19 protein-coding genes are annotated in these 23,172 nt (G+C 34.4%); 11 read left to right on the forward strand and 8 right to left on the reverse strand.

The genetic code is table 11. The annotated features are described in order from the left end of the window. The first annotated feature begins 5 nt into the window (after positions 1 to 5). On the forward strand, positions 6 to 1,616 hold the full coding sequence (locus HH304_RS16210) for a WYL domain-containing protein (protein ID WP_169683569.1): 1,611 nt from the start codon (positions 6 to 8) through the stop codon (positions 1,614 to 1,616). 89 nt (positions 1,617 to 1,705) lie between these two features. After that, complete coding sequence (locus HH304_RS16215; protein WP_169683572.1) at positions 1,706 to 2,413, forward strand: YebC/PmpR family DNA-binding transcriptional regulator; 708 nt, start codon at positions 1,706 to 1,708, stop codon at positions 2,411 to 2,413. A gap of 49 nt (positions 2,414 to 2,462) precedes the next feature. On the opposite strand, the gene HH304_RS16220 is transcribed toward HH304_RS16215, so the two are convergent. The 3 genes from HH304_RS16220 to HH304_RS16230 all read right to left on the reverse strand — a co-directional run bounded on the left by HH304_RS16220 (position 2,463) and on the right by HH304_RS16230 (position 8,043). Further along, on the reverse strand, positions 2,463 to 2,942 hold the full coding sequence (locus tag HH304_RS16220; RefSeq protein WP_169683573.1) for a hypothetical protein: 480 nt from the start codon (positions 2,940 to 2,942) through the stop codon (positions 2,463 to 2,465). 39 nt (positions 2,943 to 2,981) lie between these two features. Next, entirely contained in the window at positions 2,982 to 7,148 is a 4,167-nt protein-coding gene (locus HH304_RS16225; protein ID WP_169683575.1) for a hypothetical protein, read from the reverse strand. A gap of 214 nt (positions 7,149 to 7,362) precedes the next feature. After that, entirely contained in the window at positions 7,363 to 8,043 is a 681-nt protein-coding gene (locus tag HH304_RS16230) for an aspartate/glutamate racemase family protein (RefSeq protein WP_169683577.1), read from the reverse strand. 89 nt (positions 8,044 to 8,132) lie between these two features. Here HH304_RS16230 and HH304_RS16235 point away from each other — a divergent pair, with 89 nt between their 5' ends. The 6 genes from HH304_RS16235 to HH304_RS16255 all read left to right on the forward strand — a co-directional run bounded on the left by HH304_RS16235 (position 8,133) and on the right by HH304_RS16255 (position 15,776). Further along, positions 8,133 to 8,534, forward strand: coding sequence for a Fur family transcriptional regulator (locus tag HH304_RS16235; RefSeq protein WP_169683579.1), 402 nt, complete (start codon positions 8,133 to 8,135; stop codon positions 8,532 to 8,534). A 43-nt stretch (positions 8,535 to 8,577) separates the two neighbouring features. Continuing rightward, positions 8,578 to 8,886, forward strand: coding sequence for a DUF6660 family protein (locus HH304_RS21455; RefSeq protein WP_408631355.1), 309 nt, complete (start codon positions 8,578 to 8,580; stop codon positions 8,884 to 8,886). A 65-nt stretch (positions 8,887 to 8,951) separates the two neighbouring features. Beyond that, complete coding sequence (locus HH304_RS16240) at positions 8,952 to 13,283, forward strand: CusA/CzcA family heavy metal efflux RND transporter (protein WP_169683581.1); 4,332 nt, start codon at positions 8,952 to 8,954, stop codon at positions 13,281 to 13,283. Positions 13,284 to 13,299: 16 nt separating this feature from the next. After that, positions 13,300 to 14,490, forward strand: a complete 1,191-nt coding sequence (locus HH304_RS16245) for an efflux RND transporter periplasmic adaptor subunit (RefSeq protein ID WP_169683583.1) — start codon at positions 13,300 to 13,302, stop codon at positions 14,488 to 14,490. Positions 14,491 to 14,506: 16 nt separating this feature from the next. Continuing rightward, complete coding sequence (locus HH304_RS16250; RefSeq protein ID WP_271711661.1) at positions 14,507 to 14,878, forward strand: DUF3703 domain-containing protein; 372 nt, start codon at positions 14,507 to 14,509, stop codon at positions 14,876 to 14,878. A gap of 4 nt (positions 14,879 to 14,882) precedes the next feature. Continuing rightward, the gene (locus HH304_RS16255) at positions 14,883 to 15,776 is read left to right on the forward strand and encodes a cation diffusion facilitator family transporter (RefSeq protein WP_169683584.1); all 894 of its coding nucleotides are present in this window, start codon (positions 14,883 to 14,885) and stop codon (positions 15,774 to 15,776) included. A 51-nt stretch (positions 15,777 to 15,827) separates the two neighbouring features. On the opposite strand, the gene HH304_RS16260 is transcribed toward HH304_RS16255, so the two are convergent. The 4 genes from HH304_RS16260 to HH304_RS16275 all read right to left on the reverse strand — a co-directional run bounded on the left by HH304_RS16260 (position 15,828) and on the right by HH304_RS16275 (position 20,048). Further along, positions 15,828 to 16,682, reverse strand: coding sequence for a dienelactone hydrolase family protein (locus HH304_RS16260; protein WP_169683586.1), 855 nt, complete (start codon positions 16,680 to 16,682; stop codon positions 15,828 to 15,830). Between the two features lie 79 nt (positions 16,683 to 16,761). Continuing rightward, positions 16,762 to 17,817: an App1 family protein gene (locus tag HH304_RS16265; protein ID WP_169683589.1), complete on the reverse strand. Its 1,056-nt coding sequence runs from the start codon at positions 17,815 to 17,817 to the stop codon at positions 16,762 to 16,764. A 248-nt stretch (positions 17,818 to 18,065) separates the two neighbouring features. Next, on the reverse strand, positions 18,066 to 18,440 hold the full coding sequence (locus HH304_RS16270) for a DUF779 domain-containing protein (protein WP_169683591.1): 375 nt from the start codon (positions 18,438 to 18,440) through the stop codon (positions 18,066 to 18,068). Positions 18,441 to 18,524: 84 nt separating this feature from the next. Next, positions 18,525 to 20,048 (reverse strand): aldehyde dehydrogenase family protein, encoded by a 1,524-nt coding sequence (locus HH304_RS16275; protein ID WP_169683594.1) that lies wholly within the window; start codon positions 20,046 to 20,048, stop codon positions 18,525 to 18,527. A 192-nt stretch (positions 20,049 to 20,240) separates the two neighbouring features. Here HH304_RS16275 and HH304_RS16280 point away from each other — a divergent pair, with 192 nt between their 5' ends. The 3 genes from HH304_RS16280 to HH304_RS16290 are packed head-to-tail and all read left to right on the forward strand — an operon-like array spanning position 20,241 to position 22,789. Continuing rightward, on the forward strand, positions 20,241 to 21,161 hold the full coding sequence (locus HH304_RS16280) for an AraC family transcriptional regulator (protein WP_169683596.1): 921 nt from the start codon (positions 20,241 to 20,243) through the stop codon (positions 21,159 to 21,161). 12 nt (positions 21,162 to 21,173) lie between these two features. Continuing rightward, the gene (locus HH304_RS16285; protein WP_169683598.1) at positions 21,174 to 21,884 is read left to right on the forward strand and encodes a sulfotransferase-like domain-containing protein; all 711 of its coding nucleotides are present in this window, start codon (positions 21,174 to 21,176) and stop codon (positions 21,882 to 21,884) included. Between the two features lie 2 nt (positions 21,885 to 21,886). Continuing rightward, positions 21,887 to 22,789 (forward strand): aminotransferase class IV, encoded by a 903-nt coding sequence (locus HH304_RS16290; protein WP_169683602.1) that lies wholly within the window; start codon positions 21,887 to 21,889, stop codon positions 22,787 to 22,789. On the opposite strand, the gene HH304_RS16295 is transcribed toward HH304_RS16290, so the two are convergent. After that, positions 22,786 to 23,157, reverse strand: coding sequence for a hypothetical protein (locus HH304_RS16295; RefSeq protein WP_169683604.1), 372 nt, complete (start codon positions 23,155 to 23,157; stop codon positions 22,786 to 22,788). The two genes, HH304_RS16290 and HH304_RS16295, sit on opposite strands and share 4 nt — an antisense overlap. Between the last annotated feature and the right edge of the window lie 15 nt (positions 23,158 to 23,172).

Below are 23,172 nucleotides of genomic sequence, written 5' to 3' on the forward strand. Positions count from 1 at the left end.
TATTTATGCCTGTAACAAGAAATGCCCTAATCAGATACAAAACCATTGATAATTGCCTTAGAAACAGACAAAAAAGATGGACTTTGGATGATTTAATTAATGTCTGCTCTGAAGCATTATATGAATTTGAAGGAATTGATAAAGGTGTTAGTCGTCGAACTGTGCAAATGGATATTCAAATGATGCGCAGTGAAAAACTTGGTTATAATGCGCCCATCATTGTAGTAGACAGGAAGTATTACACTTATAAAGATCCCGAATACTCGATCACTAATATTCCATTGACAGATAAAGACCTGAACAAACTCACAGAAGTGACAAATATTTTAAAACAATTTAAAGGGTTTTCGCATTTCAAAGAATTATCAGGAATGGTACAAAAGTTGGAAGACAAGATACATGTATCCAAAACAAATGAGCATCCAATTATTGATCTTGAGAAAAATGAAAATTTAAAAGGTTTAGAATATATTGATCCGGTTTATAAAGCAATTCTTAATAAAAAATCACTTTCACTGGAATATCAATCATTTAAGGCCAGAAAGGCAAATACGTTTAAATTCCATCCGGCATTATTGAAGGAATTTAGAAATCGTTGGTTCGTTTTAGGAAAAAGAAATCAAAACTCAGGATATGTCCTTTTAGCGTTAGACCGAATCAATAGTCTAGAAATAGGCGAAACAAGCTGCATTAACTTTGATCAAAATGAAATAGCCAACTATTTCAAGCATGTGATAGGTGTGAGCACCGGCGGAATATTGCAAGAAGTAATTTTGTTAGTTGATCATAGTAATGCTCCTTATGTATTAACAAAGCCTATTCACCACAGTCAAGAGGTAATAAACATATCTGATGAAGGAGTAACAATAAAATTAAATGTCCAGCTAAATTTTGAATTAGAAAGGGAGATCTTAGGTTTTGGAGATCGAATGAAAGTAATTTCTCCTCCCCGGTTAAGATCAATTATAAAACAACGGTTAAATCATGCTATTGATTTATATACTACGGAGTTAAATGAACAAAAGCTTCACAATTATAAACCACGATTAGAGCACAAAGGATCTATAATCACAAATTATGTATTCAGTCGTAAAGAGATAGGTCAAATAGGAAGAATAATTCAGTATTACCAAAACACCAAAACACCAAAACTGAAAAATATTGATAATTTAATTGATGAAATCCCTGATCTGACCAAAATAATTTTAAACTTCAATTTGAAAAGAATAATAGAGTCTATTTCTGAAAAATGGGAAATCTGTAATACTTATTTAAACTTAAAACCAGAAACAACAACAGATAAAATAAAGTGGCATCAAGATCAAATTATATATAAATATGAGGATGCTATAGATAAGATATTCACCATTTTTATTCATCTGGATGAAGTAAATATTGAAAATGGATGTTTATCAATAATTCAAGGATCACATAAACAAGTTCATACAAAAGAGAAAATTGAAATCATATCTTCGAGTAGTATTCCTTCAAACTGTGAAGTAAATGCAGGAGGAATTCAAATTGTGAAGTCTGGAATAATTAGAAGATATAATAGTTCTGAAATTAACCGTATCAGAAGGACAATTCGAATTGACATAAAAGAAGTTGACGATTAAGTACAACAATTAACCTTAAAATTCAATTTCAATGAACCGTTTAAAAAACAATATTATTATATTTGTCCGCTTTATTTTACTTAAATATCATGGGAAGAGCATTTGAATTCAGAAAAGCGCGTAAGTTCAAGCGCTGGGGCCAGATGGCTAAGACCTTTACCCGTATCGGTAAAGATATTGTAATTGCAGTTAAAGCCGGTGGACCTGACCCGGATACAAACTCAAGGCTACGTGCAATCATGCAAAACGCCAAGGCAGCCAATATGCCTAAAGATAATGTTGAGAGAGCAATAAAAAGAGCTTCCTCAAAAGAACAGGGCGATTATAAAGAAGTATTATTTGAAGGTTATGCACCTCATGGAATAGCTATTCTTGTTGAAGCTGCTACTGATAATAATAACCGTACTGTTGCCAATGTACGTAGCTACTTCAATAAATGTGATGGTAGCCTGGGCACTTCAGGATCGGTTGAATTCATGTTCGATCACAACTGCCATTTCAAGATAAATAAAGAAGGCATCGACATTGAAGAGTTAGAACTTGAGCTAATTGATTTTGGTGCAGAAGAAATCTTTGATGAAGAAGACGGAGTAATGGTTTATGGATCCTTTGAAAGCTTTGGAGCTATCCAGAAAGCTCTGGAAGAAAAAGGTATCGAGATTATCTCTTCGGGCTTTGAACGTATCCCTACAGTTACGAAAAGTCTATCAGAAGAAGAAGCTGCAGATGTAGAAAAGCTATTAGAAAAATTTGACGATGACGATGACGTTCAAAACGTCTATCACAATATGGTTTAAATAGAAACCAAAGAAATAATAAAGGTGCTGAGATTTCAGCGCCTTTTTTTTATAGCATTATTAACTCATCAATTTCCCGTTGATAATCAGCTTGTAAATCCTCGTGAAGTTTTTTATTGACTTTGATTATCCTGTTTAAAAGCCTCTCATACATATTAAAAATCACTGTATATCCCCTCAAGTCAATTCTTGAATCTTTCATGGATTTGGCAAAGTAGATGAGAACCTCGATCTCTGTTTGCTTATCTCCCGAATATCTAATGTATTTATTAAGGTTTCTCTGAACTTTTTGCAGGCTCTTCTTCGCATAATATAGATGTGTCTGATTTATTGAATCAAACTCATCATCAATTTCTTCTTTGATTAGCTCGATATAACCTTGCTCATTATGAGACTCAAATAAAAGGTAGGTCAATAATTCTTTATTCTCTTTCTTAAACCTTGCTAATCGCAGGCAGATATCAAATAGTTCCTGAGGATCGCGATAGCTTAGCTCCCCTTTTAGCTGGGCCATTGTTGCTGCTTTCATTTAATAAAGATAATTATCTTTTATAAAAGACAATTAAATTTAACTGCTTGGTTTTAACAACCCTCCTATTCTAGGAAGGATAGCAAAAATTGCTGCCATCGAACTGATTAATGCATTTATATCACTTAAGAAACTAACTTCACCAAAGCCTATAAACACTACCAAACTGAATATTAAAATTATCAACACAGACGATGTTGTACTCCAGGTCCCCCCTTCTCTTTTCTCAAGCTCCCTAGCTAAAGCCTCATCGCTATCCACATTTGAAAGGACAAAATTTGCAAAGCTCTCATTCATTAATCTTAAGGATGAATCATACACCAAGATTCCTTTATGAAGCAGATCAATGATGCCATCTACATTATTGGTATTTACAAATTTATCTTTGGCTATATCATAAACTGTATATCTCTCTTCTTTGGAGAGTGAATTCCAAATTGAAAAATAATAAGGGTAAACTATCTCCTGGATCAAAAGAATAATTTGATCATCAGGTATATTTGGATTCCTCCTCCTTTTATCTTTCTCCAAAACCTCCTTGAGCTTTATTAAATATTTCCCATTATTTAGCTCATGTTCGTATATATTATCGATATTTTCAAGGTGTTTATTCCCTTCATACTCAAATGGTATTGTAAGTCGATAAAAACCTCCCAAAAGATGTAGCCAACGTTTATAATCAGTTCGATAACGAAATAAGACTTCTTGCTTTTCAACTTTTGCTTCTTTCTTAAGCCGCATCACCTCTTCCACACTTTGCATGGATACTTCATAAAAATTGAAAATTTTAGATGGGCTAATTTCTGAGGAGATAATTACCCTGATATGTGGATTGTCTGTTAAACAACTTAATAAATCTAATTTGATTTTATTAAACTCATAATCATTGAACCCCAATTCAAAATGTTCAATATATACATAAATGATATCAATATTTCTGTCTTCACAAGGATCCTTAAGACATGATACAAGACCTTTTATAGCATTTTCGGGAGCAATCGCAATTTTATTCCAAAATGATATTGAATAATAATCTATTTCATTTTTACCATCCTCATTCTTATTATCGTCACCAGACGCTAAACCTACTCCTTCAATCTTATTTTTAATATCCAGGAAATCAATATTAATAAATGATTGATTAAAATCATCTCTCAATTTATTTCTGATAACAAACAAATGAGATGCGTTTACTCCATTTAAAAAAATGTTATTAAATGAACTCTCATCGAGAGGAGATTTTTTTAGCTTATCAATCAAAAATTGACCAATTGAATCAAGATTATTGATAGGAACCAAATTTTTCGCATATGATTTATATCGAAAACCATATATTTTAAATATGGAATATCTAATGATTAAAAATATACCAAATAAAAATATGCCACAGAGAATGATATAATAAACCCAATTATAATTTTCATAGAATATTCTTCCTCTTAATAGTGAAATACCAATACTATTAGTAATGGTGTTTTTCTTATTTGAAGAATTGCTCTCTTTTAAATATGCAGATGTGTTAAATCCATAATCATTAAACTCTACTCTAATTGTTGAATATAACTCCTTAAAGAGCGAGTCAGAAACTGAATTCACCCCTGAATACTGGATTTTTTTAGGTATTACTAATTCATGAAACCCCGTACTTGCCATTTCTTCAACAAACCTTTTTGCTTCATATACTGTATAGTCTCCAATGAGATTAGAATTTAAATTTCGGTATTGTTTTAACTTTTGGTTTGCCCATCCATTATTTTGTGCTTCAAGATTAGTTTTATTTGCTGCGAAAAGTATTTCAGCTTCGATTTGATTACTTATTGAATAAAAAATCAATGTTGGGACTACAGAAATCAAAACAATAAAGCTGAATAAATAGGAAATATATACATTATATGAATTTTTTATATGCTTATTTTTTTTCGTTCTCTTATACACTAAAAAAAGAACTGCAACTCCAAAATATATCAAGTAAAGACCCAAATCAATTAATTCATATGATTGACCTAATATCATAACCTTTACTAATATGAAAAAGGCATAAATACTTCCCAAGATCATTAATAAATATCGCGCCTTTATAAACGATGAGTTTCTGAAGAAAATTCGCTTATGAAAAGGGGCATTTGGAACTAATAAAACATAATGAATTATGATTGTTGTCGTAGTATTAATTATTAAATCAAGAAACAGAATAACAGGCTGATGCACAAACAACCACAAAGTCAGATTCAAAATGATTACACTGAGATTAATTAATATTAGATTTAAATAAATAGGTTTAACAACATTAACATCTTCAAGCTGCGGTCTTAGCCAATTAAATGAAAATACCTGCAACTTCAACATTGATCCTTTATGATTAAAAAAATAAAGCAAATAATACACCACAAGCAAAATCATAAAGAAGAGAAATTGAAATACGAAAGTTGTCGATAATATTATACTCTTAGGAGAGTTGACATAATCACTACTAATAAATGTGGCTAAAAATAAACCTTCAATCTCAGGAATACTTTTTACAAATACAAAATGATACTTACCATGATATTCAGTAATCAGATTTATTCCACTTTTCGAACCTTCAATTCTGTGGATATTAAAATCTGCCTCATCAATAAAATTTTCATTCAGATTCCTCGATATATCAGAATGAAAAATCGTTCTTCCAGTATTGTCAAAAACACAATATCCATACCCTGGCTCTACAATAGGCTCCATTAATGTTGCAGATGAGAAACTAGTAGCTATCATGCTACTTTCACTTACTTCTCTTCCAAATCCTATCTCATAATTACCGTCTGTTACAGACCTTATTGATTCCAGATAATAATCATCTTTGTATCTGAATCCACTATCGGTAAAAGGACCTGATACATAATTTCGATGCTTTAAATTTGGAACGGTTACCGGGTTCACTTCGCTTGAAAAAACTAAATAAGGAGTTCCTGTTCTATCTGCTTTGAAAACAGCATTGAAATAACTAAAAGGACTATCCTTAGACACCTCTTTAGGAATTTTCCATGCATATTTAAATAAATTATTATTGCCTTTAACTAAATGTATATCAGGTATCCTAGCTAAACTTAAACTATCAAATAAATCTAAATTCTTTGAGGCATTATCTAATTCTTTATACAATTGTGTAGTAATCTTATTATAAAGTAATTCCAAATTTTTATCCTGAGCTTTCTTCTCATTAATTAAATGGTCTATGAGAAATATTGAAATCAATACCAACAATGAACCAGCAAATAATACAGATATACCTGAAAATAAAATATCCCTTATATACAGTCTCTCAAAAGTACTCATTACTCTAAGCTTGATTAATGGTAGCCCAATGAGTAAAAGTATTACTCCGATGACTGCAATTGTAAGAAACTGTACAGACACCTGTCTTTTGGAGTTATTCATTTTTTCGTCATCAACAAACCCTGACAAAATAACCTCCTCATTTCCACTAACTTCAATTCTTGTATTAAAGGTTAGGTATTTTGATGCCCCCAGATCAACCTTAAATACTTCTTTGTTTTTCAATAACCCTAAGGAATCTCCAAAAGACAATATGCTACCTCCAGGTCGATTTGAGTAAAGCACATTTTGATTACTACCGTCAATCTGTGATATTAAAATAAAATCAAATACGTCTTTTCTTTCAATAAGATCAGACTTAAATAACTTATTATAATTAATAAAACTGAATACTATAATTGGAATATTAGATATATTTTTCTTCTTAGATTCTAACAGCCTATCATATTTTATCTTTATACTATCCTCTTTGATAAGCCTAATTATTTCATCTGATTTATTAATTTTTTCTATATAAATTAGTTGTAACTGCTCATTTCCAAAATGAGCGTATTTATTTATCAAATCTTTAGTATCATCAATTCCCTTCTCAGAATTAACTGATGTATATAGTAATATACCATTTATACCAAAACCAACATTAATATCACTATAGGTTAGATTATTATCAGTCATTCCTTTGGTAAAAGAATTTTTTAACCTAGTCTCAAATATCCTTTTATTACCTTCAATTACCTGATGGAAATTTCTACTCATTTGAGTTAGCACCCTGAAATTATCATTTATTATTTCACGTTCTTTATCTTTTACAAAGACTAGAAAGTAATACATGAATACTAATGATACCAGTAATACTGTTGTAATAATCACCCAACCTTTATTTGATATTTTCATAGAAATTATTGGGGTATTTAATAAAATATAATCGTTATACTATTAAACATTTGTCTCTAGTTTTAAAGTAATCATAACAATAGTTAATAGTAGGTATTAACAATATAGCAAAATTCTCGTATTAGAATAACGGTTAAGGATATATTTAACAGGTAATTATCAATAAATAAGAGCAAGACGAGACAAATGCATTACTGTATTAAACATAAATCTATTAATCTGTTAAAAATTCAACTGCCATTTGAATATGTAAATTGGTAGTTGATAAAGTTGGTATATCAATATTATCATCTTTAAGTAGTAAAGGCAACTCTGTACAGCCCAATATCATCCCTTCTGCACCTCTCTTCCTTAATTCCTCCATTTGATTATTATAAAAATCTCTGGCTTCTTTGGAAAATACTCCCCTCGTAAGCTCTTTTGAAACATAGTAATGACTCTTTTCAAGTGAGTGTCCTTCTGGAATTATTACCTCAATTCCATATTTCCTCTTTAAATAACCTGAGATAAAGTCTCCGGTCATTGTTGGTTTGTTCCCAAGTAATCCCAGCACCTTCAATCCCTGATTTTTAGCTTCCAGACCAATTGCATCTCCAATATGTAATATCGGAATGCTAATTTTTGGTTGAACATACTCATATACCAAATGTGGGGTATTGGCGCAAATAATTATTCCATCGGCGCCGTCGTGTTCCAATTGATGTGAAATTTTTAGATACCTGGACTTGATCTTGTCAATATCCATCCCCCTCATTAATTCGATATTGATACTATACAAAATAAGCTCAGGATTACCCTGAGAGCCGATAATTTCAGATACCCTTCTATTTATTTCCTGATAATACTCAACTGTTGAGTACCATGATGTTCCTCCTATCATCCCGAGTGTTTTCATAGTATTTAATTTATTACTAATAGTTCACTTTTAAAGTGATTTAACACACATAATTTTAAATGTTACTTAACTATATTGTAGCTTTAAATATGATTGAAGAAAAGCTCCAATATAGAAATATCAGACCAACAGCAATGCGTATATTGGTTCTAAAGCAATTACTTGACAGTGATTCTGCAATGAGTCTTTCTGATCTTGAAGAATCACTTGAAAACGCAGATAAAGCAACTCTTTACCGTACTCTTAAAAAATTTGAAGAAAATCAACTTATCCATAGCATCGACGATGGCTCCGGATCACTAAAATATGCTCCTTGCAATGAAAATTGTAACTGCGAAACAAATGACCAGCATGTCCATTTTCATTGTGAATCATGCCAAAAAACCTATTGCATAACAAATATTGGTATTCCTAATCTAAACCTGCCAAAAGGATTTATTCCATCATCAGCTAACATGGTCTTTAAAGGAAACTGTTCTTCATGTTCATGAACTTTGCAATCTGGTTGCAATTCTTTTTTTGTACATTTGAATTGTGAAGATAATTGCACACATATTGATTGCACTAACACTCATTCTTTCTTTTATCCCTTGTGATGATAGACATGATTCTCATAATGAGACTGAAGTGGCACTATATGATTCAGCAGATCACGACCATAACCAGGATGTCGAAAACTGCTCCCCTTTATGTATTTGCAATTGTTGTCATTCACACTTAATCATCAATCAATTTAAATTCTTCCCTAAAATACAAAATTTCAATTCTGATTTTAATTCTTTTTATTTTACCCAATTAATCGAAGGTTTTTCTGGCCTTCCACTCCAACCTCCCAGGGCATAATTTACTTAATTCATTCAATCGTTTTTTAACAATTATTCATCAAAAGATAATAATCAGATATTACTATGATTAATAAAATCATTGAATTTTCTATTCATAATAAACTGGTCATTGGTTTACTAACCACCGGTATGATTATAGCCGGCTTATGGAGCCTGACGAAGGTTCCATTAGACGCTGTTCCGGATATCACCAACAACCAGGTACAAATTATCACCCAGGCTCCCAATCTTGGTACAGAGGATATTGAACAGTTTATAACTTATCCGATCGAAATTGAAATGGCAAACCTGCCGGGAGTACTGGAAATCAGGTCTATATCAAGGTTCGGATTATCGCTGGTAACTCTTGTATTCGAAGATGATATGGAAACATACCTCCCCCGACAGCTTGTCTCTGAAAAGTTAATAGCAGTATCCAAAGAAATTCCGGAAGGATTCGGAAAGCCGGATATCGGACCTATATCAACAGGATTAAGTGAAATTTATCAGTATACACTCAGTGTTGATCCAAAGTTCAAGGATAAATACTCTATTACTGAGCTTAGGACTATACAAGACTGGATTATCAAAAGGCAAATGGCAATGGTTCCGGGAGTTGTTGAAGTCAATGCCTTTGGTGGAAAGATCAAGCAATATGAGGTTTCCGTTGATCCTGAAGAGCTTAAATCTATTGGCCTGACTATTACAGATATATTTACAGCTCTGGAAGAAAACAATCAAAATACCGGTGGAGCCTATATTGAAAAAGATCATCAGGCGAATTTTATCCGTGGAGAAGGACTTGCCCGAAGTTTATCAGACATTGAAAATATCGTGATAAAAAATATCGGGGGAATTCCGATTACTATCAAGGACATCGCTCAGGTAAAATTTGGTCATGCAATAAGATATGGTGCCCTTACTAAAAATGGAAATGGAGAAACTGTTGGTGGCATGATCTTGATGCTCAAAGGAGCAAATTCAAATAAGGTAATTGAGGCAGTAAAAGATAGAATGGATGAAATTCAACGTTCATTACCTGAAGGAATCACAATTGAGCCATTTCTTGATCGTAGCGAACTAATTTCAAACACAACAAGTACTATAAGCAGAAACCTAATCGAAGGTGCCTTGATTGTCATTTTCATTCTGGTTTTACTTTTGGGCAACTGGCGCGGAGGACTTATTGTAGCTTCTACCATTCCCCTTTCCCTCCTTTTTGCATTTATTCTTATGAATGTATTCGATGTCTGGGCAAATTTGATGAGTCTTGGAGCAATCGATTTTGGTATTATCGTTGACGGAGCAGTTATAATTGTAGAGGGTACAGTTTTTCTTCTTCACCAAAAAATCTTAAACAAGAATACCCTCAATAAGGAAGAAAGAAACAAGACAGCCTACGAAGCTTCAAGTAAAATGATGAATGCGGCTTTCTTTGGCCAGCTAATTATCCTGATCGTGTTTATACCGATCCTGGCATTGGAAGGTGTGGAAGGAAAAATGTTCCAGCCGATGGCATTAACTTTTATGTTTGCCATGATTGGAGTTATGTTACTTTGTCTCACATACGTCCCTATGATGTCTTCTTTATTTCTTAGGGTAAAACAAAATGAAAAACCCTCTTTTGGAGACAAAATCGTAACATTTTTAGAAAAAAAGTATGAACAAGCCTTAACGAAAGCATTAAAAATACCTGGGTTTATTATTGGAGTTGCAATTTCTCTGTTAGTAATATCTGTATTACTGTTTTCACGCATGGGTGGAGAGTTTATACCTCAATTAGATGAAGGAGACATTGCTTTTCATATCATTTTAAAACCCGGAAGTTCATTGACTGAATCTGTTAAAGCATCAACGAAAGTTGAGAAAATATTACTTGATAATTTTCCGGAAATTGAACAAGTAATTTCAAGGTTTGGTGTTGCTGATGTTCCGACAGATCCAATGCCAATGGACATTGCCGATTGTTTTATTATTCTAAAACCAAAAGATGAATGGGTTTCGGCCAAATCAAAAGAGGACCTGATCAACAAGATCAAAGAAAAGATTGAAATAATCCCTGGTCTGACATACGAGTTTACACAACCTATCGAAATGAGGTTCAACGAGTTAATTACCGGAGTTAGAGAGGATATTGCTGTAAAACTATATGGTGAAGATCTGGAACTACTAGCCTCTAAAGCCGAAGAAATGGGGAAAATTATTTCGTCTATTGATGGTGTCGGGGATATGCGTGTAGAAGCAACAAGTGGACTTCCACAGATAACTATTAACTATAATCGATCGAAATTAGCTCAATACGGCATCAATATAGATGAAGTTAATACGACAATTCAAACTGCCTTTGCAGGACGTGAAGCCGGTGTAATTTTCGAAGGTGAAAAACGGTTTGACCTGGTTGTCAGGCTTAATGAAAAGAACCGGCAGAATATTGATGACATTAAAAATCTGTATATCAACCTTCCTAATGGGTCGCAAATTCCTTTAAAGGAAGTAACAACAATAAGTTACCAGCCAGGCCCCATGCAGATAAGTAGAGATAATACAAATAGAAGAGTTTATGTTGGTATTAATGTCAGAGGAAGGGATATAAAATCATTAGTTGAAGAAATAAAAGCTACACTAAACGACCGTCTTGACCTGCCACCTGGATACTACATTCGGTATGGTGGTGCGTTTGAAAACTTCGACAGAGCTTTTAAAAGACTAAAGTTGGTTGTCCCGATTGCACTGATTTTAATCTTCATTTTAATCTTCTTTGCTTTAAATTCCATGAAGCAGACTTTCATGATTTATGGAGCGATTCCAATGGCTGCAATTGGAGGAATACTAGCTCTCTGGCTTAGAGATATGCCTTTTAGTATATCTGCAGGAGTTGGATTTGTGGTGCTTTTTGGTGTGGCAGTTCTGAATGGACTCGTTCTTATAAGCAGCTGGAATGAAATAAAGACAAGCGAAAGCTTTAACCTAACAGAGAGAATCATGGTTGGTACCAAAAGAAGAATAAGACCAATTTTATTAACAGCATTGACTGATATTCTTGGATTCTTGCCAATGGCAATCTCAAAAGGTTCCGGTGCTGAGGTGCAACGACCATTGGCAACTGTAGTTATCGGAGGAATGATCAGTGCAACTCTACTAACTCTATTTGTACTTCCTATTCTTTATCAATGGCTCGAAAAGAAATATTCTTTCAATAAAAAGACTACACTTTTAAGTATTGCTGTGATTATGCTATTTATTAATCCACTTACTATAAAGGCTCAGGATTCTGACTCACTGTATCAAATTAGTCTGGATTCAGCAATAAACAGGGCAATACAATTATATCCTGAAATTAAGTCATCTAGAATGGAAATTGACAAACAGGAATCTCTCAAGAAAACAGCCTGGGAGCTTGGTAACACTCAGTTTTATACTGCCGGAGAAGAAATTGGCAATAATCAGGACGGTGTAACTACTGTATTTGGAATTCAGCAGCAAAACATTAATATCTTTGGAGTTCCTTCCAAATCAAAGCTACAAACAAAGCAAATCAACTTTGCTGAAGCAGCATTGGAACTATCATCCAGACAAATCGAGTTAGAAGTTAAACAGCAGTATATCAGATTGTTTAGATCAATCAAAGTATTGAATCTTTACAATTCACTTGACTCAGTATTTAATGAATTCGAAAGAGCTGCCAAAATCAGGTATGAAACCGAAGAATCATCTCGATTGGAATACCTCGCAGCTGTAAATCAGGCAAAACAAATAAAGATCCAAAAAGATCAAAGGCTTTATGACCTGATGATTGAGCTTTCAAAATTCAATCTCTGGATGGTAAGTGACACCATTTTTACAGTGCAAACACAAATTATCGAACAAAGTAATGATATCTTGACTGGTCAGGTCATTCCGAATGATCATCCAATACTAAATCTGGCAAGAAAAGAAAATGAAGTTGCAGAACAGCAGGTAAATACACTACGTGCTGATTTACTACCCAAATTAAATGTTCAATATGGCTGGCAGGAGATTAACAATCAGTCAGGATTTTACCAGTATCAATTTGGTCTTTCAATTCCTCTGTTTTTTATGCAGAATAGTGGTAAAATTCAAGCTGCAAAAATCAGCCAGCTACAGACTGAACAAAATCTGGTTCAAAAAGAAATGGAACTTACTACCACCCTTTCTGCATCATACAATGAATTTCTAAAATGGAAAAGGTCCTGGGAATATTACAATGATGAAGCTCTGGAATTAGCTGAGGAGCAATTCAATGGGGCTGTATTGTCATATCGTGAAGGTGCAATTGATTATGTAGCCTTTTTACAAAATATACAAAGTGCCATTTCAATAGAAATAGATGCCTGGAATGCATATGAAATGTATATGACATCAAAATTCAAGGTTGAATATTTATTGAACAAATAATCCAAAAATGAAAACAATGAAAATCTCTATAAAAATACTTTTTCTTCTAATGATTATCTTGAATTTATCATGTAATGAAGACCATAAGCATGCAGATGAGCATGGACATTCACACGAAGAAAATGAATCAAAGGAAGAAAATGAAGTTCATCTTTCACTTCAACAGTTCAAAGCACTAAACCTTACAATTGACTCGATACAATATAGAAATATGTCTTCGTATGTTGAATCTAATGGTCAATTGGAAGTCCCCCCTCAAAACGAGGCAAAAGTAACTGCTATCATTGGTGCTAACATTACTTCAATTAAAGTTATTGAGGGTGATGAAATAAAAAAGGGCCAAATTTTAGCCTACCTGAGTCACCCTGATTTGATTCAATTACAAACAGAGTATCTGAACAACTGGAATAAACTTGAGTACATAAAAAATGAATATGATCGTCAGGAGAAGTTATATCAGGAAAATGTAGGTTCGGGAAAAGAATTCCAGAAAATCAAAGCTGAATATCAGGCTGCAAAAGGAAATCTGAAAGGTCTAGAAGCCCAGCTAAAGCTTTTAGGACTAAATCTGGACTACATCAGAAATGAGAATATATATGAAACGGTTGCAGTCAGAAGTCCGATACAAGGATCTGTCAGGTACGTAGAAGTAAAAACCGGGCAGTATGTTTCTCCACAAACAGTAATGTTTGAAATCGTAAACATTGACCACATCCATGCTGATCTGATGGTATTTGAAAAGGATGTTCACAAGGTAAAAAAAGGTCAAAAGGTATTGTTTTCAATTGAATCTATACCTAACAAAGAGCTTTCTGCAACTGTTTATTCAGTCGGAAGGTCATTCGAACAAGATCCAAAAGCAATTCACCTGCATGCAGAAATTGAAAACAAACAAGGTTTACTAATCCCTGGAATGTATGTACGAGGAAGAATTTTGACCGGAAATAATGATACACCTGCTATTCCCGAGGATGGATTAGTTCGAGATGGAAATAAGTATTTCATATTCACTGCAGAAAAAGAAAGTACAAATGAACATGAAGAATGGCATTTTAAACCTGTTGAGGTTATCCCTGGAACGAAAGATAAAGGATGGGTAAGTATCGAGTTTGTTTCCAGAATTCCGGCGGAAACCCTGATAGTTCTTGATAATGCATATTACCTGATGGCCGAAATGAATAAAAGTGAAGCCGGACATAGTCACTAACCATAACCATTCAACCATGATAAATATTCATACCAGAATGCCCAAAAAGCTTATTCCTTACTTTGAAAAGGAAATAACACTGTATACGGCTTTAAAAGCAGAAAACAAATTGCAAGAAGCCTGGACTCACCTGGAGAATGCACATGTTATAGGGCAAGCGTACCCTTGGCAACATACTTATGCTCATTGGAAGATGCTTGAATTTGGATTCTATATTAAGGATACCAAAGAAATAATAGGACAACTACCAAGGTTATTTGTCGGAGGAGTAAAATCATTCGTTAGAATAATTCCTACAGGTAATACTGGTGGGGCTAATATTTCTCCGTTGAAAAAATTACCAATCAAAAAGGAAATTATTGATACCTTTAATAGTGTAAGAGACTAAATATATGGCACATAATCATCACCATCATGAACATGAACCAAAAAGTTTTGGTAAAGCCTTTGCGATTGGTATTGTGTTAAACACACTTTATGTAGCCATTGAGGCATTCTACGGGTTTGCGGTAGGCTCTTCCGCATTACTTGCAGATGCCGGTCATAATGCATCGGATGTCTTTAGTTTGATCCTAGCCTGGGTAGCAATTTGGATAGCTGAAAAAAAGCCTTCCGGACAATACACATTCGGACTAAGAAAGACTACCATTCTGGCATCAATGTTTAATGGTTTACTTATCATTGGTGCAGCCGGATTTATCCTAGTTGATGCTATTCAGAAGTTTAAAAATCCTGTAGAAATTCCAGGAAACACGTTAATGATTGTTGCCGGAATTGGAATAATTATTAACACAGGTACAGCCTTGTTATTTATGAAGGGTCAGCATGATTTGAATATCAAGGGTGCTTTTTTACATATGGCGGCTGATGCGGCCGTTACATTGGGAGTTCTTATTGGAGGGTTGGTAATGAAGTTTACCGGAGCTTATTGGGTAGATCCTACATTAAGTATAATCATTGTAGTTGTCATACTGTATGGTGCATGGCAATTACTATCAGATTCAATCAAACTAGCAGTAGATGCAGTACCTAATCATATTGATTATAACGACGTTCATACAATGCTTAAAGAGCTCAATGGTGTTGAAGATGTCCATGATCTGCATATCTGGGCAATGAGTACTACAGAAACGGCACTTACGGTACACCTTGTCATACCTGAAGGTTGTGAAGATGAGTACATATTCAAAATCAGAAATGAATTAAAAGAGAAATTTGGTATTGATCATACCACTTTACAGATTGAAAAGACTTTTGATGATGATGAATACAGGGAGAAGATATAAAAAAAAAAGGCTGGTTATCATCTAACCAGCCTTTTTTTATATTAGGTATTCTTAATTAAATACGTCATTTAAAAGGTTTTTCAATTCCTCCCATGATTTAGTATCTGCTTCTTCATTATAAGCTAAAGGAATATCAAATTTCTGACCTAAAGAATCAGCACCTTTATTTGTAAAGGCATGTGTAGCCCCTGGATACTCAATGTACTTATAATCTGCTCCAATGCTATCCATCGCGCTTTTAAAGTTATTAACTGATTTAGGTGGAATCATAGGATCTGCCCCTCCATTACAAACCAATACTTTTGCTTTCAATGATTCGTTAGGCATAATCGGTAACTGAACACCACTATGAAATGCTGCAACAGCATCAAGATCTTCACCTGCATTTGCCATTGTTAAAACAACACTTCCTCCAAAGCAATAACCAATAGCTGCAATTTTTGTAGAATCAACCTTAGGGTGTGATTTCAGCAACTTCATAGCTGCTTCAAATCTTTCCTTGGCCATATCGATATTACTCATTACCATACCTGCAAATTTTCCTGCATCACCAGGGTGCTCAGCTTGTTTTCCATCACCGTACATATCAACAGCAATAGCAGCATATCCCAATTCTGCCAGTTTATCGGCACGCATTCTAACATAATCATTGTGTCCCCACCATTCATGTACTATGATAACACCAGGTCTGGTTCCATCAATACTTTCATCATAAGCTACATATCCTACCATCTCAGTAGAATCAGTACTATATCTAACTTCCTCTCCAACAACAGATGATACATTCTCAACCATCTCTTCATTTGAAGAAGTTTCTTCCTCTTGTTTTTCTTCAGTCTTTGATCCACAGGCATTAATAAACACCAGCAGACATAAAAGACCAGTGAAATGAGTTATAAGTTTCATAAGTAAATAAGTTGTGTTTATTATAATATTCAATTTAATATATTTATTTGAAAGTAATTCAAGGATAATTCTCATTCTTTTAATCTATTATCCAACCTTCCATTCTTGCATGTTCAATAGCCTGATGGGAATCTTTCATTAATAAAAAGGGAACATCGATCTCCTGTGCCATCTTTGTTACTTCATCACTTCTATCTTCAGTATGAACATCCCTGATATAAATTGCTAAAATCCTGTCTGGATAATCTTTCCAGACTTTAAAATATATCTCCGGATCATGTTGCCCGCTATCTCCAATCAAAATGAATTTTAGCTTTGGATAAATATCCATGATCCTTTCAATATTTGATATTTTATATGGTTCTGAATCTTCCCTTATCCATTGCTCCTTATCTATTCCCAGATCCCTCAATATAAATGGTGCTTTGGGTATATTATGATGCTCACAAAAACTTATCAGCATATCATATAAATTATAAGAACTTCCGGAAACGAAAAAAAGTGGATTTTTAAAATTTTGGATAAGCTTATGATACAACTCACTAACACCCTCAAATGGAGTTCGAGAAGGAGCATCATTTGATATCATTGTTATAATGCGCTTGATAGAATGCATCGCATCTGATACAATTATCGTATCATCAACATCAGAAATTATCCCAAAAGGGTTATCCTGTTCACAAATTAGTATCTCTCCGGTAGTTTTTTTCTCATATTCCAGATCAAATGGCATATCTGTGATCTCAAGATTCACCGGATGCCATCCATTTTTGAGGTGGGTTGAATTTAATCCATCAAACTCAAGAGTAAAATACCCCTCATTATCGCTTATTGTGGTACACTCTATTCCATAAAACTCTCCTTTTATAGTTACTCCCGGGATTTCATCGCTTTCATAACGCTTCCAGGTTTTTTTGAGATTTGTCCAAAATGAATCAGGAAGCTCATTTTTGTCATGTATGATTGGTTCTTTTTCAAGAATTCTCCCATGAATTCGAGCTTTTTTCTGATTGCCAAAACCACGATAAGGATAAATGAATACCAGATCAAATAAGTTTAATTTTTCTTTAACCTGATATTGAAATTTGTCAACACCATCCTCTGTTGCCCTGATAATCCTTTTAAATATTCCCATTGGTATTAATTGATTATTCTTACTTCAAGTTTGATATTAAAATGAGTCTTGTATCTATCCTGAATTAGACTTAAACATAAATTAGTCTTTTAATGAAGTAAATCCACATATAGAATTAAGTTTTAATGTGAAGTGACTATAAATAGAAAAAGACAGGGAAACCCTGTCTTTATAAACATAGAATAGACTTGAAATCTGTCTTTACAACTTTGAACTACTTATATTGTTTTAAAATTTTATTAAAAAAATTATAATTCTCCATTTTTCTTCAAAGTATTGATTTCATCCTCAGTGAATAATCGTGACCTGATAATGAATCTTACTCCCATAGGAATTTCCAGAGAAAAGCTTGAGCCACGCCCCTTGGTAACATCAAGAGTCAAATGGGTATGCTTCCAATACTCGTATTGATCTTTTGACATATAAAAGGGGCAATCTTCTATTCTCCCAAGCAAAATATCGCTTTCACCTGTTTTAAAATCGCCATCTTCAAAACACATTGGTGAGGAACCATCACAGCAACCACCACTTTGATGAAACATCAATGGACCAAACCTTTCTTTTAGTTCATCAATAACTTCAACAGCTTCATCTGTTATTCCTATCTTTTCTACCTTAGTCATTTTATTAGGTTTTCTTAATAAATCAAAAGAAGAGAAGGCAAAATGCCTTCCCTAACTTTCACTTACCACGCGATAACCCGCATTCTAAAAGAATCCCAACTTCTTTTTGTCATATGAAATCAACATATTTTTAGTATTTCGATAATGATTAAGCATCATTTTATGAGTTTCACGTCCAAAACCTGATTTCTTATACCCTCCAAATGGTGCATGTGCAGGATAAGCATGATAACAATTTACCCACACTCTTCCCGCTTTGATTGCTCTTGGCATCTGATAAATCTCATGCGCATCACGAGTCCATAAACCGGCTCCGAGACCATATAATGTATCATTCGCTATTTCAATAGCTTCATCCATGTCTTTAAAGGTTGTAACACATGTTACCGGTCCGAAAATTTCTTCCTGAAATACACGCATTTTATTGTGCCCTTTAAAGATAGTCGGCTCGATATAGTATCCATTAGCAAGATCATCACCCAACTCGGCTTTCTTACCACCACATAATACCTCTGCTCCTTCTTGTTTTCCGATGTCCAGATAAGAAAGTATTTTCTCGAATTGATCATTAGAAGCTTGTGCTCCCATCATGGTATCTTCACCAAGAGGATGTCCCATTTTGATTGCTTTGGTTCTTTCAACCACCCGTTCCATAAATTTGTCATAAATTGATTCATGAACGAGAATCCTTGAAGGACAAGTACAAACCTCACCCTGATTTAGTGCAAACATTACCGCTCCTTCAATACACTTGTCAAAGAAATCATCGTCAGCATCCATTACACTTGGCATAAATATATTTGGAGATTTACCACCAAGCTCCATTGTTACCGGTATCAAATTTTCTGAAGCGTACTGCATAATCAGCCTTCCTGTAGTAGTTTCTCCCGTGAATGCCACTTTGGCTATCCTTGAAGAGGTTGCTAGTGGTTTCCCGGCTTCTGGTCCATAACCAGTAACAATATTAATTACTCCATCAGGTACAACATCCTTAATAAGATCCATTAATACCATAATACTTGTTGGAGTTTGCTCAGCTGGTTTTACTACAGTACAGCAGCCAGCAGCCAGGGCAGGAGCAATTTTCCACGTTGCCATTAGTAAAGGAAAATTCCACGGAATAATTTGCCCGACAACTCCCAGAGGTTCTTGCAGATTAATACTCACCGTATTAGGATCATGCTCTGAAATTGTAGACTCATCTGATCTGATTACACCAGCAAAATATCTGAAATGATCTACACACAGAGGCAAGTCAGCAGCTCTTGTTTCCCTTAGTGCCTTACCGTTATCAATGGTCTCAACTCTTGCAAGTTGTTCCAGGTTTTCTTCAATTATATCTGCGATATCAAGTAATACTTTTGCTCGTCCGGCGGCAGATGTGGTAGACCAGCCAGGAAATGCTTTATGAGCAGCATCTAATGCTTTTTCAACATCATCCTTGTTTCCTCTGGCTGCCCGTGTAAAAGCTTCGCCATCAATCGGACTTATGTTATCAAAATATTCTCCGCTGGAAGGAGCTACCCACTTCCCTCCTATAAAATGATCATAATGTGGCTTAAATTGTGGTCTGTCGACTACTTTTTGTTTTTCAGTTACAGTTTTCATGTTTAAGGATTTTAGAATTAAATATCAAAATATCCTTTATTAACACATCAAATGCTTTGCTGTAAGTCCAAACCAGTATTCTTTAAGTCTTAAATATTCAGAAAATCAAAATAATATTCCGATATTTATAGTAAGTCATGGAGATTGCTCAAAACTTCCCTGATTAAAAATATTACACTTAACCCACAACCCGTGAAGAAATATCAACCAGAGAATTTTAGTCTCAGGGATGGAAAATCCCTACTCACCCTGGTCGAGAACCGAACAGCTTATTCATTTGATTCTTGCGAATTAAATCTGTTTGAAACTCATCAAAAAGAGAAAAATATTAATCTGGTATTTGATCACTTTGTTTTCACCAGTATGATTTCAGGTAAGAAGGTAATGACTTTACCTGATAAGCCTTCTTTTGATTACCTGCCCGGAGAATCTGTTATACTTCCACCCGGAGAATTAATGAATATCGATTTCCCGGTTGCTGATATGGATAATCCAACAAAATGCATTGCTCTTACAATTGCCGATGAGGTGATAATTGATACAATAAATAAACTACAGGAACTTCACCCAAGACATGAAACCTGGGGAAGTTGGGAAATAGACCCTGCGTTATTTCACCTCAATAATAACCGGGAACTGGCAGATACTATCAATAGGATTGTCAGAATCACTAAAAGTGAAAAGGGTAAGGTGAAGGATATTATGATAGATCTGACTCTTAAGGAAATGCTGGTCAGGCTAATGCAAACTCAAGCAAGAGTTGTTTTGGAGTCATCTTATGACCTGCTAGCTGGAAACAATAGCCTGGCAGCAGCTATTCAATATATCAAACAAAATTTGTGTAATACACTAGATCTAAATAAGGTTGCAGACATAGCCTGTATGAGTAGAGCATCATTTTTTAAGAAGTTTAAGGAAGTTACCGGGTTAACACCTGCTCAATATATTCTAAAAGAGCGTATCAAATTAGCCAAAAGTGACCTAAGAGACAGCTCAAGATCAATAACATCGGTGTGTTTTTCATCAGGATTCGAAAATCTTTCACATTTTATTAAAGCTTTTAAACAAGAAACGGGATTAACGCCAAAAACCTGGCAAACCTCTCAGACTTAATTTTTTGATTTCATGAAAATAATCAACCTGATATCCGGACCCCGGAATATCTCAACTGCATTAATGTATTCATTTGCTCAAAGAAAGGACACAAAGGTAATTGACGAACCTTTGTATGGATATTACCTTACTACCACGGGACTTGATCATCCAGGTCGTGAGGAAATAATCGCTTCTATGGACTGTAATCCTGACTCAGTAATTGGATCTCTTTTGAATGATAATGGAAAGAATATTCTCTTTGTTAAAAATATGGCTAAGCATCTTGTTGGTCTAAATACTGATTTCATGTCGAAAATGATAAATGTATTTTTGATCAGGGAGCCTTCACATATTATCACTTCATTCTCAAAGGTTGTTGAGAAAATTCCGGAAGAAGAAATCGGTTATGGATATTCATTGAAACTCTATAATCAACTGGTAAATGAAGGTCAAAAGCCAATCGTAATTGATTCAGGTACCGTTTTAAAAGATCCTGAAACTATGTTGCCAAAAATATGTGAAGCATTAGAAATTCCATTTGACAAATCGATGCTCTCCTGGAACCCCGGTCCAAGACCTGAAGATGGATGCTGGGCTAAATACTGGTATGCCAATGTTCATAAAAGCAATGGACTGATGCAAAAGTCAGAGCAGCCTAAACAAGTACCAGAAAAATATCAACAGCTTTATACAGAAGCCTCAAAATATTATAACGAACTTTTTAAACATGCTATAAAGTAATTATGCTACAACAATACAATCCAAAAAATGAAAACATTAAAGTCTGGGTAGGTGACAGACTTTTTGACCGTCATGAAGCAAAAGTTTCTGTGTTTGACAGTATCGTACAAGGTGGTGACGGTGTATGGGAAGGACTCAGAGTTTATGACAATCATGTGTTTTGTCTTGACAAACATCTGGAACGATTAGAATATTCGGCCAAGGCACTAGCTTTTGATCACATTCCTGAAAGAGATTATATCAAAAAAGCTATTTTTGAGACTCTGAAGGCAAACAGGATGTTTAATGAAACTCATATCAGGCTTACCCTGACCAGAGGTGAAAAAGTGACTTCAGGAATGGATCCCCGGCTAAACTCTAAAGGTTCAAACTTAATAGTTTTGGCTGAGTGGAAACCTTTAGTTTATGATAACAAAAATGGGATTCGGGTTATTACCTCAGCGATACAAAGAAACTCTCCAAGACATCTGGATAGTAAAATCCATCATAATAATCTACTAAATAACATTCTTGCGAAGGTACAGGCTAATTTTGCAGGTGTTGATGCAGCAATTATGCTCGACACCCAGGGATTTGTTTCAGAGTTAAATGACACCAACCTGTTTATGGTTCATAAAAATGTAATTTATACTCCACATGCTGATGCATGCCTGCCGGGCATTACACGAGGTCTTGTTATTGAGGTAGCAAAAGCTTCAGGAATTGACATTATAGAAAAAAACCTGACCGTTAATGAATTTTATAATGCCGATGAAGTATTCTGCACGGGAACGATGGGAGAATTGACTCCCCTTCATGAAATTGATGGTAGACCGGTTGAAAACAAAACCGGAAGTAACCTCAGAAGCCTTATCCACGAGAAGATCCACGAGAAGATCTATGAGTTAGGTGAAAAGATTTCTTAATGCCTTTCAAGAAACTCTCTGATCATCTGTGTCTGCATCTGGCTTACAAACGGATGATCGGGGGCTTTATTCAATAAAACCAGTGTATACGCAAATTTAGATAGTTTCCAGTCGTGGGATACTGTATGATTATCCTCATCAGAGATATAATACTTCATAAAGTGCTCTTCGACTGGAATTCCACTATTCATACATACTTGTATTGCTTTAAATATTGCTTCATTAATATCATTTGAAAGTTCCTTTCCTGTCAGTTTAATTATTGAAGAAGCATTAAATGATAATCCTTTTTCTCGTATTGCATTTTCAAACCTGTGAAAAGCAGGATTTGAATTTTGATTTCCATAATTTGTTATTTCGTAAATCATCGGTCAGGTTTTTCT

This window comes from Marinigracilibium pacificum (assembly GCF_012926615.1).
GTDB lineage: Bacteria > Bacteroidota > Bacteroidia > Cytophagales > Cyclobacteriaceae > Mangrovivirga > Mangrovivirga pacifica.

Bases quoted from the DNA above. Each gene is read 5' to 3' on its own strand.
- HH304_RS16210 (WP_169683569.1), top strand. From the start codon at position 6: ATGCCTGTAACAAGAAATGCCCTAATCAGATACAAAACCATTGATAAT.
- HH304_RS16215 (WP_169683572.1), top strand. From the start codon at position 1,706: ATGGGAAGAGCATTTGAATTCAGAAAAGCGCGTAAGTTCAAGCGCTGG.
- HH304_RS16220 (WP_169683573.1), bottom strand. From the start codon at position 2,942: ATGAAAGCAGCAACAATGGCCCAGCTAAAAGGGGAGCTAAGCTATCGC.
- HH304_RS16225 (WP_169683575.1), bottom strand. From the start codon at position 7,148: ATGAAAATATCAAATAAAGGTTGGGTGATTATTACAACAGTATTACTG.
- HH304_RS16230 (WP_169683577.1), bottom strand. From the start codon at position 8,043: ATGAAAACACTCGGGATGATAGGAGGAACATCATGGTACTCAACAGTT.
- HH304_RS16235 (WP_169683579.1), top strand. From the start codon at position 8,133: ATGATTGAAGAAAAGCTCCAATATAGAAATATCAGACCAACAGCAATG.
- HH304_RS16240 (WP_169683581.1), top strand. From the start codon at position 8,952: ATGATTAATAAAATCATTGAATTTTCTATTCATAATAAACTGGTCATT.
- HH304_RS16245 (WP_169683583.1), top strand. From the start codon at position 13,300: ATGAAAATCTCTATAAAAATACTTTTTCTTCTAATGATTATCTTGAAT.
- HH304_RS16250 (WP_271711661.1), top strand. From the start codon at position 14,507: ATGATAAATATTCATACCAGAATGCCCAAAAAGCTTATTCCTTACTTT.
- HH304_RS16255 (WP_169683584.1), top strand. From the start codon at position 14,883: ATGGCACATAATCATCACCATCATGAACATGAACCAAAAAGTTTTGGT.
- HH304_RS16260 (WP_169683586.1), bottom strand. From the start codon at position 16,682: ATGAAACTTATAACTCATTTCACTGGTCTTTTATGTCTGCTGGTGTTT.
- HH304_RS16265 (WP_169683589.1), bottom strand. From the start codon at position 17,817: ATGGGAATATTTAAAAGGATTATCAGGGCAACAGAGGATGGTGTTGAC.
- HH304_RS16270 (WP_169683591.1), bottom strand. From the start codon at position 18,440: ATGACTAAGGTAGAAAAGATAGGAATAACAGATGAAGCTGTTGAAGTT.
- HH304_RS16275 (WP_169683594.1), bottom strand. From the start codon at position 20,048: ATGAAAACTGTAACTGAAAAACAAAAAGTAGTCGACAGACCACAATTT.
- HH304_RS16285 (WP_169683598.1), top strand. From the start codon at position 21,174: ATGAAAATAATCAACCTGATATCCGGACCCCGGAATATCTCAACTGCA.
- HH304_RS16290 (WP_169683602.1), top strand. From the start codon at position 21,887: ATGCTACAACAATACAATCCAAAAAATGAAAACATTAAAGTCTGGGTA.
- HH304_RS16295 (WP_169683604.1), bottom strand. From the start codon at position 23,157: ATGATTTACGAAATAACAAATTATGGAAATCAAAATTCAAATCCTGCT.